General features: G+C 33.2%; 20 protein-coding genes and 3 pseudogenes. 17 read left to right on the top strand and 6 right to left on the bottom strand.

What is annotated here, in order from left to right; genetic code table 11:
• Positions 1 to 3: 3 nt before the first annotated feature.
• On the bottom strand, positions 4 to 171 hold the full coding sequence (locus ACQVV1_RS00510) for a DUF3930 family protein (RefSeq protein ID WP_064774808.1): 168 nt from the start codon (positions 169 to 171) through the stop codon (positions 4 to 6).
• Positions 172 to 321: 150 nt separating this feature from the next.
• On the opposite strand from ACQVV1_RS00510, the gene ACQVV1_RS00515 reads away from it, so the two are divergent.
• The 5 genes from ACQVV1_RS00515 (at position 322) to ACQVV1_RS00535 (ending at position 3,065) form a co-directional block, all read left to right on the top strand.
• Positions 322 to 501, top strand: a complete 180-nt coding sequence (locus tag ACQVV1_RS00515) for a YozD family protein (RefSeq protein ID WP_000658451.1) — start codon at positions 322 to 324, stop codon at positions 499 to 501.
• Positions 502 to 611: 110 nt separating this feature from the next.
• Positions 612 to 794 (top strand): hypothetical protein, encoded by a 183-nt coding sequence (locus ACQVV1_RS00520; RefSeq protein WP_016088012.1) that lies wholly within the window; start codon positions 612 to 614, stop codon positions 792 to 794.
• Positions 794 to 1,615 (top strand): serine/threonine protein kinase, encoded by an 822-nt coding sequence (locus tag ACQVV1_RS00525; RefSeq protein ID WP_242251860.1) that lies wholly within the window; start codon positions 794 to 796, stop codon positions 1,613 to 1,615. Before ACQVV1_RS00520 ends, ACQVV1_RS00525 begins: the two co-directional genes overlap by 1 nt.
• Positions 1,597 to 2,352: a sporulation protein gene (locus tag ACQVV1_RS00530; protein ID WP_431168424.1), complete on the top strand. Its 756-nt coding sequence runs from the start codon at positions 1,597 to 1,599 to the stop codon at positions 2,350 to 2,352. Before ACQVV1_RS00525 ends, ACQVV1_RS00530 begins: the two co-directional genes overlap by 19 nt.
• 77 nt (positions 2,353 to 2,429) lie before the next feature.
• The gene (locus tag ACQVV1_RS00535) at positions 2,430 to 3,065 is read left to right on the top strand and encodes a phosphatase PAP2 family protein (protein WP_242251863.1); all 636 of its coding nucleotides are present in this window, start codon (positions 2,430 to 2,432) and stop codon (positions 3,063 to 3,065) included.
• Here the strand turns inward: ACQVV1_RS00535 and ACQVV1_RS00540 are convergent.
• Positions 3,055 to 3,936: a cation diffusion facilitator family transporter gene (locus tag ACQVV1_RS00540; protein ID WP_431168425.1), complete on the bottom strand. Its 882-nt coding sequence runs from the start codon at positions 3,934 to 3,936 to the stop codon at positions 3,055 to 3,057. The two genes, ACQVV1_RS00535 and ACQVV1_RS00540, sit on opposite strands and share 11 nt — an antisense overlap.
• 210 nt (positions 3,937 to 4,146) lie before the next feature.
• Between ACQVV1_RS00540 and ACQVV1_RS00545 the strand changes: the two genes are divergently transcribed.
• Positions 4,147 to 4,566 (top strand): YhfM domain-containing protein, encoded by a 420-nt coding sequence (locus ACQVV1_RS00545; protein WP_242251865.1) that lies wholly within the window; start codon positions 4,147 to 4,149, stop codon positions 4,564 to 4,566.
• Between the two features lie 26 nt (positions 4,567 to 4,592).
• On the opposite strand, the gene ACQVV1_RS00550 is transcribed toward ACQVV1_RS00545, so the two are convergent.
• Positions 4,593 to 4,934 (bottom strand): thioredoxin family protein, encoded by a 342-nt coding sequence (locus tag ACQVV1_RS00550; RefSeq protein ID WP_223290742.1) that lies wholly within the window; start codon positions 4,932 to 4,934, stop codon positions 4,593 to 4,595.
• 45 nt (positions 4,935 to 4,979) lie between these two features.
• Positions 4,980 to 5,339: pseudogene (locus ACQVV1_RS00555) on the bottom strand (site-specific integrase).
• A 142-nt stretch (positions 5,340 to 5,481) separates the two neighbouring features.
• Between ACQVV1_RS00555 and ACQVV1_RS00560 the strand changes: the two are divergent.
• Both ACQVV1_RS00560 and ACQVV1_RS00565 read left to right on the top strand, forming a co-directional pair.
• Positions 5,482 to 5,556, top strand: a pseudogene (locus ACQVV1_RS00560) (helix-turn-helix domain-containing protein); the annotation flags it as partial.
• Positions 5,557 to 5,572: 16 nt separating this feature from the next.
• Entirely contained in the window at positions 5,573 to 5,851 is a 279-nt protein-coding gene (locus ACQVV1_RS00565) for a hypothetical protein (RefSeq protein ID WP_431168426.1), read from the top strand.
• A 54-nt stretch (positions 5,852 to 5,905) separates the two neighbouring features.
• Here ACQVV1_RS00565 and ACQVV1_RS00570 read toward each other — a convergent pair whose 3' ends face one another.
• Positions 5,906 to 6,514, bottom strand: coding sequence for a hypothetical protein (locus ACQVV1_RS00570; RefSeq protein ID WP_431168427.1), 609 nt, complete (start codon positions 6,512 to 6,514; stop codon positions 5,906 to 5,908).
• 691 nt (positions 6,515 to 7,205) lie between these two features.
• Between ACQVV1_RS00570 and ACQVV1_RS00575 the strand changes: the two genes are divergently transcribed.
• The 3 genes from ACQVV1_RS00575 (at position 7,206) to ACQVV1_RS00585 (ending at position 9,144) form a co-directional block, all read left to right on the top strand.
• Positions 7,206 to 7,502 (top strand): hypothetical protein, encoded by a 297-nt coding sequence (locus tag ACQVV1_RS00575; RefSeq protein ID WP_242251868.1) that lies wholly within the window; start codon positions 7,206 to 7,208, stop codon positions 7,500 to 7,502.
• Positions 7,503 to 7,980: 478 nt separating this feature from the next.
• Positions 7,981 to 8,634: a DUF6944 family repetitive protein gene (locus ACQVV1_RS00580; RefSeq protein ID WP_242251869.1), complete on the top strand. Its 654-nt coding sequence runs from the start codon at positions 7,981 to 7,983 to the stop codon at positions 8,632 to 8,634.
• Positions 8,635 to 8,868: 234 nt separating this feature from the next.
• The gene (locus tag ACQVV1_RS00585; protein WP_242251870.1) at positions 8,869 to 9,144 is read left to right on the top strand and encodes a hypothetical protein; all 276 of its coding nucleotides are present in this window, start codon (positions 8,869 to 8,871) and stop codon (positions 9,142 to 9,144) included.
• Positions 9,145 to 9,268: 124 nt separating this feature from the next.
• On the opposite strand, the gene ACQVV1_RS00590 is transcribed toward ACQVV1_RS00585, so the two are convergent.
• Positions 9,269 to 9,406 (bottom strand): DUF3956 family protein, encoded by a 138-nt coding sequence (locus tag ACQVV1_RS00590; protein WP_000443219.1) that lies wholly within the window; start codon positions 9,404 to 9,406, stop codon positions 9,269 to 9,271.
• Between the two features lie 202 nt (positions 9,407 to 9,608).
• Here ACQVV1_RS00590 and ACQVV1_RS00595 point away from each other — a divergent pair, with 202 nt between their 5' ends.
• The 6 genes and pseudogenes from ACQVV1_RS00595 (at position 9,609) to ACQVV1_RS00620 (ending at position 13,112) form a co-directional block, all read left to right on the top strand.
• On the top strand, positions 9,609 to 10,007 hold the full coding sequence (locus tag ACQVV1_RS00595) for a CHRD domain-containing protein (protein WP_242251871.1): 399 nt from the start codon (positions 9,609 to 9,611) through the stop codon (positions 10,005 to 10,007).
• Between the two features lie 379 nt (positions 10,008 to 10,386).
• Positions 10,387 to 10,644, top strand: coding sequence for a DUF3947 family protein (locus tag ACQVV1_RS00600; RefSeq protein ID WP_242251872.1), 258 nt, complete (start codon positions 10,387 to 10,389; stop codon positions 10,642 to 10,644).
• 342 nt (positions 10,645 to 10,986) lie between these two features.
• Positions 10,987 to 11,159: pseudogene (locus ACQVV1_RS00605) on the top strand (IS66 family transposase); the annotation flags it as partial.
• A gap of 147 nt (positions 11,160 to 11,306) precedes the next feature.
• On the top strand, positions 11,307 to 11,807 hold the full coding sequence (locus ACQVV1_RS00610) for a sigma-70 family RNA polymerase sigma factor (protein ID WP_063223407.1): 501 nt from the start codon (positions 11,307 to 11,309) through the stop codon (positions 11,805 to 11,807).
• Positions 11,797 to 12,819, top strand: coding sequence for an anti-sigma factor (locus ACQVV1_RS00615; RefSeq protein WP_242251873.1), 1,023 nt, complete (start codon positions 11,797 to 11,799; stop codon positions 12,817 to 12,819). The genes ACQVV1_RS00610 and ACQVV1_RS00615 overlap by 11 nt, the downstream gene beginning before the upstream one ends.
• Positions 12,801 to 13,112: a hypothetical protein gene (locus ACQVV1_RS00620; protein ID WP_309260129.1), complete on the top strand. Its 312-nt coding sequence runs from the start codon at positions 12,801 to 12,803 to the stop codon at positions 13,110 to 13,112. The genes ACQVV1_RS00615 and ACQVV1_RS00620 overlap by 19 nt, the downstream gene beginning before the upstream one ends.
• Positions 13,113 to 13,296 lie beyond the last annotated feature (184 nt).

Here is a 13,296-nt window from a genome sequence, read left to right on the forward strand (position 1 = left end):
TAACTAGAAAGAGAGAATGAATTGAACAACAACATATGCAGTATAAGGTATGCCTACAATTATTAAAAAAATAAAAAGCCATTTAACAAGAGAGTCTGCCCATTGATCTTCATGCATGAACTCTTCTTTTGTTTGCCCTACTTCTTGCTTTACCTCGTATTGGTATTCCATAATTATTTCCCCCTTTTTGATAGCTTGTACTACCATCGTATGCACCTCGTCCAAAGGATATGACCTATAAAAAAAGAAAAACTATTTTTCTAATCTCATATACATAATTTTGAGATTTTTTCATAAAACAGAAATAAAGGAGTGATGCTCATGAAGGAAATTGAAGTCGTAATTGATACGGAAGAGATTGCGGAGTTTTTTTATGAGCAACTAATTGAAAGAGGATACGTTCCAAAACGAGAAGAAATTGAAGATCTCGCAGATATTACATTCGAGTATTTATTAGAGAAATGTATGATTGATGAAGTTTTTGATGAAGAAGATGAGTGAAAGTAACGACGGGCTTAACTCGTCGTTTTTTACTCTTTACAAACTTGTCACAAACATAGCCGACAATTATTGGTATAATTAAAAGAAAATTTTACTCAAGAGGTGAAGGGATGTTCAAAAAAATTATTGATTCTTTATTAGGAAAGAAAAAATATCGTTCGTATTCAAGTAGTGATTATCGTCATAGAGGGCGCTCATATTCAAGTAGCGATTATAAACGACGTTCATCTGGTTATGGGCATCAACATTATAAAAGAAAACGTAAAAGCCGTAGTTTCTTTTCAAGTAGCTGATGAAATGGCGTCATGTACTAGCTTTATTTGATAGACCACTGCGAAAAAATACAATTGTTGCAGAACGTTATAAAATCGAATCAGTAATTGGAATGGGTAGTTATGGGGTTACATATGTCGTTAATGATTTACAAATAAATAGATATAAAGTCTTAAAACAATTAAGACAAAGTAAACAAAGATATGAGTCTGGTAGAAAATCATTTGAACAAGAGAAAATGATTTTGCAAACATTAAATCATCATGCAATTCCTAGTTTATACGATCATTTCGTATGGGAGAAAAAAAGCTTTTTTGTGATGGAATATATGCCTGGTAAAAATTTCGAAGATTATATTTTTTTAGATGGGCATGTATATACAGAACGTGAAGTTTTAAAAATTTTATATGAAATATTAGAAATTGTATCGGTGTTTCATAGTGTAGGTATTATTCACCGAGATTTACGCATTCCAAACATATTAATGAAAGAAAACCAAATTAGTATTATTGATTTTGGATTGGCTAAATTGAAAGGTGAGGGTGATGAACGAGCTACAACTTATGAAGGTGAACAAGCTTTGATGCGAGAAGTTCATTTTCGTAGCGACTTTTATGCGCTTGGTCATTTCTCATTATTTTTATTATATGCAGGCTATGAATCTAATGAAAAACATGAAAAACCATGGTATGACGAATTAACTTTGGAAAATTATAATCGTGAAATGCTTATGCGAATGTTACAAATAAAATCGCCGTACTATGAGAATGTACAAGATTTAAAAAAAGATGTAGCTTTTGCTTTAGAAAGGATGGAGGTTCCATGTTTCAAAAGTTTTTAGCAAGCGTTGGTATTGGTAATGCAAAGGTAGATACAGTTCTTGAAAAAGATGAGTATATTGTTGGAGAAGAGATACTAGGGAAGGTTCATATAACTGGTGGTTCAGTTAGCCAACAAATTGAAAGCATTTACTTAACGTTATCAACATCATATGTACGAGAAGTGGATGATAAAAAAGTAACAGCAACATTTGATCTAGAGCGAGTTCGTTTAACAGAACCTTTTTCTGTTGAGCCGAATGAAAAGAAAGAAATTCCATTTTCATTTAAGATGCCAGTTGAAACGCCACTTACACTTGGAATGAAAACAGTTTGGGTGCATACAGGTCTTGATATTAAACGCAGTATAGATCCAAGTGATCGTGATTATATTCAAGTGTTGCCAAATGCACTATTAAATAGTGTGTTAGAGAGTGTAAATCAATTAGGTTTTAAAGCGCGTCATATAGAATGTGAAGAATTACCGTATCGATTACGTAAGCACGTTCCATTTGCACAAGAATTTGAGTTTGTTCCTGTTTCCGGACAGTATTATGGGAAATTAGACGAACTAGAATTATTAATCTTGCCAAGTGCTTACGATCGCCTAGAGATTATTATGGAAGTTGACAGAAAATCTCGTGGATTAGCAGGTTTATTTGCAGAAGCGCTGGATCTTGACGAGAAAGTGATTCGTTTTACAGTAACGAATGAAGATATTCCAACGATGAAAGAAAAAATTAACAATTATATTTTTTAATAAACTATGCATAAAAAAGAAATGGAGAGGAAAACTAAAACAACCGCTCCATTTTTTTGCATAGTGAGGTTATGTATGTGAAACGATATCGACATTTATACTTGTTAAGTTTTACGCTACTCATTTGTTTTGTCGTATTATCACTTTCGTATCATACCGCTTGTATTGAGAAATTTGACAATATAGTCGCGCATTTTATTCAAAGTTTTCGAAACGACTATTTGACAACCTACTTTACTTGGGTGTCTTTTATTGGTTCTAAAAGAGTATATTTTCCGTTACTCATTATTCTTGTAATGTACTTTCTCGTTAGAAAAAAATTGCTTAGTGCATTACTTCTAACAATTAATTATTATGGATCTCGTTATTTAAACAGTATGCTTAAACTATGGTACGAACGAGCAAGACCTGATGTAACGCAGCTTGTTACTGCAACTGGATATAGTTTTCCGAGCGGTCATACGATGAATGCTACTGCTTTTTTAGGATTTATTGCATACGTCACGATTACAGAAGAGCGTATTACATTGCATAAAAAATTGTTGATTATTTTCATAGCAAGCTTTGTTGTATTATCTATTTCAGTTAGCCGAATATATCTTGGCGTTCACTATCCATCTGACATATTAGCAGGATGGGCAGCTGGCGGTAGCTGGCTCGTTTTATGTGTTATATTTCATAAAGCGTTCATTAAAAAAGAACCTATGTCATAATAGGTTCTTTTTCCATTGGTTCAACATGAATATGTGCATGGTAAATGCCAAACTTTTTCCGAAGCATAGCCTCGATGTTATCAGTAATACAATGGCTTTCACCAACATCCATACGAGCATCTACTTCGATTGTAATATCAACGTACGTTTGATTTCCATACATACGCGCTCTAATATCTACGATGTTTTCCACACCACCAATATGTTCAATAGCATCAGCGTACTCTTCCATCTTATCTGGATCGATTCCATCCGTTAGCAGATGAGAAGCTTCTACGAAAATCTCCCATGCGGTTTTACAAATAATAAGGCCGACAAGTAGAGCTGCAATCGGATCTAAAATAGGCATTTGGAACTGTGAACCGACAATACCTACTACTGTACCAATACTTACGAGAGCATCTGATAAATTATCCTTTGCAGCGGCCTCTAATGATTTGCTTTTTGTTCGAGCTGCAATCTTTTTCGTATACAAATATACAAAGTACATAACGACAGCAGAAAATAAAGCAACCCATGCAGCAAGGACGTTAGGCGCTGCTTGTTTCGGATTTAAAAAAGATTGAATGGCACTAATAACAACTTCTAATCCGACCGTTGCCATAATAAAAGAAGCAACCAGTGATGCAATTTGCTCCGCACGCGAATGCCCATATGGATGATCTGGGTCACGAGGTTTACGAGAGATTTTTAGACCAATTAATATCGCCAAAGAAGCACCGATATCCGTTAAGTTATTTAAACCATCAGCACGTAATGCGCTAGAGAGGGTAATATAACTGATGATGATTTTCATAGAGGATAAAAATATGTAGGCCATAATGCTGACAATCGCACCTTTATCAGCTTCTTTATGAGAAAGAGTATCCATTTTAATCACTCACCTTTCTGCAAGGAATTTCTTTCTATAAATAGAGTATCAAACGAAACTCGTGTGGGTCTATACAAACATTGTTGACGTTTTATAGCTTTTTAAGAAGTGGATAACAAAGTTTCGTGAAGGAAAAATATGTTGTAAGGTGCAAAGTTAGGGTGTGAAATTAATTGGGATTGATTTACAATTAAAGGGTGGGGTAAGCGGATGGAAAAACAAATATTTTTCTTACTATGTTTTGTTCTTACAATAACTGAGTGTAATTCATCAAATATCGAGAATGTGAAGGAACATAATATTTCTACAGTATCCATATCTACTTTTAATGGCTTCGGTGGATTAAATGAAAATTATTTTCTAAACGTAGAAGACAAACAAATAATCAGTGGAATTAATAATATGTTTAGTGACATGAAAAAACAAAAGAGAAAAGGTGAAATACCACAATATGATATACTAATTACATATGAAAATAGTGATACGAAGGGTATACATTTATACCTTGGAGATGAAGGAGAAAGGAGTGTAATTATGTACATTGGTCATGAAGACACAGCATATTACACTTCTGAAGATATGACGAAACAACTACGAAAGATAATTGTGAAAAAAGAGAAAACCCTCTAGAAAATATTTTTCAGAGGGTTTTCATCTTAGTATGCTTCTAAAAACTCAGTAACTTGTTCTTCAGTTTTTGCGTTAGCACTATGTAAGTGGCCTAGCTTCTCACCATTTTGATATACAAGTAAACTTGGAATACCCATTACTTGATACTCTTCAGCGATACTTGGGAACTCATCTTTATTAATAGAATACCATTCAAACTTATTGAACTCTTCCATTACATCTCCGATAAAATTGTCCATACGAACACAATCTGGGCACCATGTAGTAAAGAACTTAACAACTACTGGCTCCTCGCTTGCGATGATGTCTTTGAATTCTTGTTCAGATTTGATTTCTTTCATGTTTGTTTCTCCTTTTTCACTATCAATATTTTTGGTTATTTAGTTGGTGCATTTGCTGTGAAAGGAAAAATTCTAACGAGAGTTTTTCTTTTCGAATAATTCGTTAGCAAATTGATTCACCGCAGTTTCTTGAAGTCCTGGTATAACATGTGAGTAGGTATCCAGTGTGATTCTACTCTTTTATTTCCTAGTCGTTCATTTGCTATTTTCAGATATGCATCTTAATTCTAGAAATGAATATTAGGAACCTCACTTTTCTTTATAAGCTTTTTCGTGAGCTGTGTCAAACTTCTGAAATTGTAAGGTTACCATTATTAGTGGGATACATCAAATTGTATACATGATAGCCATTGCTATAACGTTCTTTTCCTCAGATATTTTTATGAGATGTTTATGAAGCAGCAGTAAAGTAATGTCGGATAAAACAAGCAATCTCTTTCCGGCACTTAGAGAAGGTAAACGGTGGATAATCATTACTCATAAATTTTATGAGTGAATTGAACAACAAGCAGGAAATTCAAAAAATGATGTAGGGGATGCATGTATGAATTTAGAGGAATTGTTATAAGCATTTATTCATGAAGTTGTGAGAGAAGAGATTAGGGCGGCGTTAGCTGAGTTCCAGCAACAATCACAACAAAATAAAGTAAATGGGGGTGAAAGAAGTGCGAGTAACAAGAGGGAGAATTGTTGCACTATATAGAGCGAAAGAAAAACATGATGTGGAACGAGAAAGGAATCGTAAGAACATCTTAGGAATTATTCAGCGGTTAAGAAGTCAGGCGGTTAATGTAGATGTGGTAGAAAGAGATCATTATATTATTCTTTCGGAGGGGGGAATTAGGATGGTGAGATGGATCGTAAAGAAACTGTTTTCAAAAAACGCCCACCCTGCATTGTTTTTGAGAAACAAGAAGGTGAGCTTAAACGAATTGGATTTGTGAAAATTGTGCCCAAATTAAGCGTGAACAGGGTATTGAAAGAAATGACTATACCCTTTACATCTTATTCCATAAATAACACAGTTGGTGAGCTTCTGATTCAAGTGCTATTAAATGATCATTATTAATAGAGTTATTCGTATACATTCTGTTCTTTTGGATGTTAAGGACCGTATAATTCACATCGTTATGTTCATTTGAAAATGTTGATTCATTTAATAACGTCAGTGTTGAGTTGATGTTATATTTATCAATTCGCTCTTTTTTTCCTTTGAAAAACAGTTTAATAAGATGCGGCTCATCATTAATGAGCAAACCGAGTTCAGGTGATGAGCGGACGATTAAATTATCTGATAACCAATGTGATTTACCTGGATCAAACCAAGAGACGTCTTTGTTTTTAATAAATTTTTTGTACTGCTTTATAACATCAATATAGTTTTGCTTTTTCTTCTGGTCAACAGTTTGTATTAATGTTTCGAAATATTCAAAATGTAGTTCGTTTTTATGAAATTTAATAACAGTTTCTCGTAATTGTTTCCAGTAATCAAAAACTGGGTGATATTCAGGTTGAGATTTTAGATTCTTTACAAAATTTGTTTTTGCTGCACTACTTTTCAGTGTGAAGTCTAAAAATTGTGTAAGTCCCACCTTAATTTCTGCCATGTTACACCCCCTTTCCAAACATTACTAATTCGATATTGAAAAGGGAAATCCTGCATTTTTAAGGAGGTGAACTAGATGCTAGAAAAATCGATGCTCATGCACAATGGCCATTGTAAAGCTGATCCAGAAATGCCAATTAATTTTATATATTTAGCCAAAGTGCGTGAATTTCGTGCCTTTTGTGTTTCTTATTGAGTATTGCTAATACGAAAAAAGGTCCTGTTGTTTCCAACAGGACCTTTCCTAAAATGGCAAAGAGTAACTCTTACCTTACTCTTCTCGTATATAATACCTGAAAAAGATAGATGTGTATACAACAAGAAATTCCAATATAATTATTCGAATATAGTGTTTAAAAATAATAAGGTGGGATTTAAAATAAGGAATTAAATTACAAATGTTGATTTATCAATTGGTTTGAATGTTTTTCTATCATCTTGTAGTAAATAAAGTGATATTGAGATAATAAGATATGTAATTTTGCATACCGGATTGTAAAGTTGAATAAGGGTGTACATGATCTAAATGATACGGAAGTTGAGGAGAGTAATACTGAAATTTCATTAACTTGTTTACTGTGTGAAATAAATTCATTTGAATAGAAGCAAAAATAGAGGTTTGCCTTAGACATTTATGAAGGTTAAGAATATTTATAACGAAAGGAGTAAAATACACAGGTCTGATTTTTGTAATGATGGAGGGAATTGTTGTGGACATAACTCAAAGTATGGCACGAATCGTGGTTAATGGGAAAGATCTTCCGTTTCGTTCAGTTAGAACTTCTGTATGGAATCAAGGGCCTGTAAATGATTTAATTGTTTCGACAAACCTGAGAGTTGAGGAGCTTTATCAGTTTATGTGGTCGCAAGTGCCAGTTATGCTTGCGATGTATTTTCTTCAGGGTGCGGACTTAATGAGGTTTGCTAGAATTATTGGGATTAATCAAAGTGTAACGGGAGAATATATTTATCATTTCTCTTGGGGATAAAACGAATTTATAGTAGCTTAACAGCTGCTTTTTTATTTTGTAAGGAATTTTAGGGGATGATGCATATGAGGTTAGGAAAATAAGATTAGAGTGTGATATAGGTAATTTATTACTATGTTTAAAGTTCGTAAAGATACTCAGTGACTTTTCTTAATACAAGGGGTTTTACAAACTAATGTATAAAAGTATACATACGAAGAATGAAATGAATCGAATTTTGATTATGACTAATATCCTTTCCATGTATATTGCGATTTTAAAAAAGTAAATAGAGGGACCGCTTTTTTGTCCCTTTGTTTTTTTAATATTATCCACAAATAGTTCCAGTTGCTATACCAGTTAGAGCAAGCCTTACTGGGACCGTATCTATAACTGTATTTGTAACAGTATTGATAACAGAAACAGTTTGAATTTTTAACAGGTAGATGTGTGAGTGAATAGGATGAAAGTAATTACTTAATGTTGGGATAGGTTATAAATGGAGAACCAACTAAAAGAAATATTTGGTGCATTGATAGCAGCTATAGGTACAATAACTTCCGCTATTGGAAGTACACCGTTCTATTTTATAAGTAGTAATGTAAGGGAGGATTTAAATATATATGGAAACACATTACAAGCAGTTGGTAACGCTTTAGAGGCTGATGGTCAAGGAGAAATATCTCTTGAAAAAATCGGAAATGAAATTCAATCAATTGGTAATGTAACTGTAATATCTGGATTGGTTATTGAGTTTAAAGATGAAACAAAAATAAAATTAGTGATTGCTGGGAATTGGACACAGGCTTTAGGAGGACTTACAGCATTAGCAGATGAATTTGAAGATGCTTCAGATAAAGATGAATCTTTTAATATTGTAGGAAACTTATTGCAAGCTATAGGGAATTCATTGCAGGCAATTGGAGGGATTTATGAACTGAAAAGTATTAGAAGAGAGCGGCAGGATAGTAAAGACGAACTAGTAAATGATTCGGAGGGGAACTTAGACAATCAAGTAAATAGTGAGCTGGATAAAAAGAAAGAAGGACAGTCAATAGATACCATAGGCAGTTGGATCCAAGCTGTAGGTTCTGTATTTTCATTAATTGGACAAATACGTGAAGAAAGTCAGGAATTAGAAGGGAGCGATTGATAGACTAGCTTAAAAAATAAAATTGTAACTATCTTTTAAAATAATAAATGGTGATTTTTACTTTTTTTTGATGAACCATTTTTATATAAAAATCATATAATATGTTGTAGGACAAGTAACGAGCTTATAAACTATTAAATACTCAATGAGATTACCTTTTGTATATCTTCGCATCTACTGATTCAGATGCTCTTTTTTATCGAACAAAACGCCCATTATGATAGGAGGTTAATAATGGGGATGACATTAGAGGAATTAGAAAAGTGTTATATTAAAGCCTTAATTGAGGGAGCAGAGTACGTAGCTGTTCAGATTGAAATGGATGGATTTCATAGTGATGAAGTAATTATTAACGACAAATATAATATAGATTCTGAATTAAAGTATTATAAGAAAACATACAATGAAAATTTAGAACATAGATGGACCCCAGGGATTCGTATTATAGGTTTTGCATATGGCTATTCGTTCTCAGAAATTCTACATGAATTAGGATTGCTAGTGAAGTAATGATTAAACAAATAGCAGTTATTGTACGTGATGCCGTAATTTTAATGGCGTCTTTTTTTGTTGTGAAGGAAAGATAAAAATAAAAAAGAGAGCTTAAGCCCTCTTTTTAATAAATACCTAACTTTTATGCACAGATTGGAATCCCTAATGCTATTAAAGTCAATGCTACTTGAAGTGAAAGTTCTAATCTCGCAATTTCGATTCCAGCAACTGATACCACTAAAAGAGGTTGTCCATTAACGAACAAAACACAACTTTCCATGCTTACACCTCCTTTCTAGTAATCTACTACAGTATATGAATCGAATTAAAAAATGTTATATATTAATTTATAAATTTAATAAAATTGATAAATTAATCTATTATATAAAGTGACTTTCAATAGTCTAACAGCTGCCTTTTTGTCACCTTATAAAAAGGATATGAATATATTGGTAGTATATAAAAGCATAGGAGTGATAGATATGTTTTTTGCAAAGTTACGTGGTAGAAATGAAGTCCCACCAGTAGAAACAGACGCTCGAGGAGAGGCTTTCTTTAAATTAAGTCGGGATAAACTTAGCCTAAAATTCAAGTTGGATCTATTCAATATAGAGGATGTAACAGCTGCCCATCTGCATCTTGGAGCAAAAGGAACGAACGGTCCTGTGATAGCTTTTTTATTTGGACCAATAACAAATCCGGTTTCAATAGAGTGTGCAACGCTTACGGGAATGATTACTCAAGAAGATTTGGTTGGGCCGTTAGCGGGTCAAACATTAGGTACTCTTGTAAATGAAATCATATCTGGAAACATTTATATTAATGTTCATACAGTACAACATCCTAATGGTGAAATTCGTGGACAATTGAATTATTGCTAAGAAATTATAGTAGTGAAAAATAAAGCATCCGTTTAGGGTGCTTTTATTTTGTGGAGGATGTATATATAGATAGATAATTTACCTTTAATAATCTTGAAAATTCATTTGTATAGTTTCGAAAGTAATCGAATTGAATTAGAAATAGTGAATTTTTTATCTTTTAGTTTGTAAAGTAATTATCGAAAACTTGTAAATGAAATGCCCCTCCGAAAATTAAATTAGTATTAGTAGATAAACTTTGTAAATGAAATATGAAAGTGTAAGAGATAATAGAAATTTTTAAACTTAATCAAAGCTAATAGACTAACTTTCAGCACCCGCTGAAATAAAGAATCATAACATAATTTGTAATAACTTATATGAAAGTGAGCTGAAAAAAATGTTTTATTCGTATTTTTATTCTCAAGCGGGTATGCGACCAGCATATGGTACATCTATAACGTATAGCGGAGCACAAAGTACAGTTCAAGCTGTTCAACAAGCGTTACAAATGCAACAACAAATACAAATGCAAATGCAGCAACAAGGTATCCAGCCGTATTATTCATCAATGGAGTATTTTTATCCAGTGCAACCTATTACACCGTATGGAAGTTCTTTTCTTACGATCCCATATGGAACTGTATTTAACCTATAAAGTGAAAGTTTAATTAGTTCGGGGCAAGCATCCCAAACCAATTATTAGGCCTTACCAATCGGGCATATACGGGGCACAACAAGGCCCCCACCTAACTTTCTCGCATGTGCCGAATTGTGAGGTATGAGCCTTGTTTGTCACAAATGGCGAGATGAAATTGTGTATATGTAAGCGTCAATTAGTCGTCACATATAATTTGTAAATAACTCATGAGATAATCTCCGTACATACTAAAAGTAGAGTTTTTGTTGTAAGAAGATACCGATTAAAGAAAGAATGGGAATTATCTAATCATGACACATGATGGTTAATGGCTTTGTATGAAGGGATACATGAATATTTATTTATACGGATGAAACAAACTTACAAGTCTTACTTGAACAAGGTCGAGATACAACAAAGAAGTCCTATCTGTGGTTATATCGTACAGGACGATTGTCATTTGACAATCAACCTACAAGAGCAGGTAAACATCCGAATCGTTTTTTACTGGCTTTGAAGTATATTTACAGTCATAAAATCTTATATTTTGTTTATAATTGTAAATAGTTATTTGAATTTATAAGAGTTATTTCTTTTTTTTGTAAATAAAAATATAAAAAGGAAAAATAATGCAACTTTTTAACTCGCTTATTCGTGTTATATGTGAAAGGAGGAGGGGGATGGAAATTGAAGAAATATATAAGATTTATATCAACGATGTGTACCGGTATTTATTTTCCCTTTCTCGTAGCCATCATGTAGCGGAGGACTTGATGCAGGAGACTTTTTATCGAGCGTATCTTTATCTAGAAGACTATGAAAACCAAAAGGTAAAATCATGGCTTTTTAAAGTGGCATATCATACGTTTATTGATTTTGTTAGGAAAGAGAAAAAAGTATCTTTTGTAGGAACGGAGGAATTAGAGGCAATTCAAGCAGGTGAATCTACAGAAGAGTATGTAGTCGCAAAAAATAGTTATGAAAAACTAATTCAGATTATTCATACTTTGCCGGTGGTAGAGGCGCAAGCTATTTTATTATGTGATGTACATGAATTAACGTACGAAGAGGGTGCTTCTGTATTAGATTTAAAGTTAAACACGTATAAAAGTCACATATTTCGCGGGAGAAAGAGATTAAAACAATTGTTAAAGGAGGAAAAGAGTCAAAATGACAAATGATAAACCTCATTCCGAACAAGAAGATTATAAAGAATTGTTACAAGAAGCTCTTCAGCAAAGGCCTGCTTCTCTTCCTGATGGAAAACAGGAGCAAGTGTTGAAAATAGGAAAGAAAAGAGCGCGTATTACGAATGTTTTAATTGTATTTACTTTTTTATTACTTATTCAACCTATATTGTATATATCTACACTCGCATACTATGTATTTGCACCTACAAACGCAATGGAGATACGGAATGTAGTAAATCAAACGTTAAGTGTAACAGAACCAAATGTATTTTTGAAAGATAGGGACATGGAGCAATCATTGTTACCGCTTAGTTTACAATTGCATTTTGATTTGTATAAAAGGGTAGGGAAGAAAGATATTCGAATAGGAGAAGAGAAAACAGATTATGTATTTAGTAGAGCAACGAGAGTAAGCCGTGAATATACAACAGATGAAAAAATTCCAGAAATTCCGTATATAGATAACGAGGTATTGTCTCATCCTAATAATTATAATGCGTCCTATAATAGTAGCGAAGAAGCGCAGGTATTAAAGGGTCTTCCGCAAGAATCTGTAGTAGAAGCATTTGTATCTTTTAGAGAATTATTGAGTGTACAAGAGGTAACGAATATGTTTCCTACTATTGATATTGTGTGGTATGCCGTTAATACAGGATTAGAGGAGAAGCAAACGAATGACGAGGGTATGTATGTTGCCCCGGTGGGCTTTCCGGCAGATATGATTTCAAGGCCAAGTGGTGCTTTTGTAAGTGATTCACCTCATGAGGAACAATTTATTGATGTGTTAAAGTCATTACAGAAGCATGAAAATTTAGCAGTGAAGCTATCTAGAGCGAAAGTATTAGAGTTGTCAAAGCGTATTTCTTTCCTTGAAAAAAATGGGATAAAAACATATGGGGCAGTTGTAACAGGACCTAAAGCAGAAGTTGAAAAATTGATGAGCCACGAAAAAGTTAGAAAATTGAAAGTAGGTGAAGCGAGATTATGGAATTGGCATTTTTAAAAAAAAGAAAGAATCATATTTATAAACAGGAAACGTGGATGGGGATTATTTCATTAATTATTGCCTTTCTAGCGTTATTGTATTTAAACATTATATTGCTTATTCAAGAAACATTTATAGGTAAAGGTTTTCTGCAAATAGTTGGTATTGGATTGGTGTGCTCAGTCGTAGGTATGATTACAAAAAGCAAAAGTCGGAAATATGCATTGTGGGCATGTAGTTTATATTTTTTTATGCTGCTGTTTTCTATATTTGGATTTATGTTAGGTTGGATGATAAGCTTTGGGCCATAAAAATGCGTGAAAGAGCGAATGTAGATTCGCTCTTTTTTTATGTATAAAAGTAAAATAGATAAGAGAAGAGCCTATCAAATTTGAATAAAGCGCACTATACATCTAGATTGTGGTTTTGTGGGGATGTTATGTGTATATAAATAGGCGATAAGTATAGGACTAAAGTAATAGCTCGTCCAAACAT

It is taken from the genome of Bacillus basilensis (genome assembly GCF_050630465.1).
Taxonomy (GTDB): domain Bacteria; phylum Bacillota; class Bacilli; order Bacillales; family Bacillaceae_G; genus Bacillus_A; species Bacillus_A basilensis.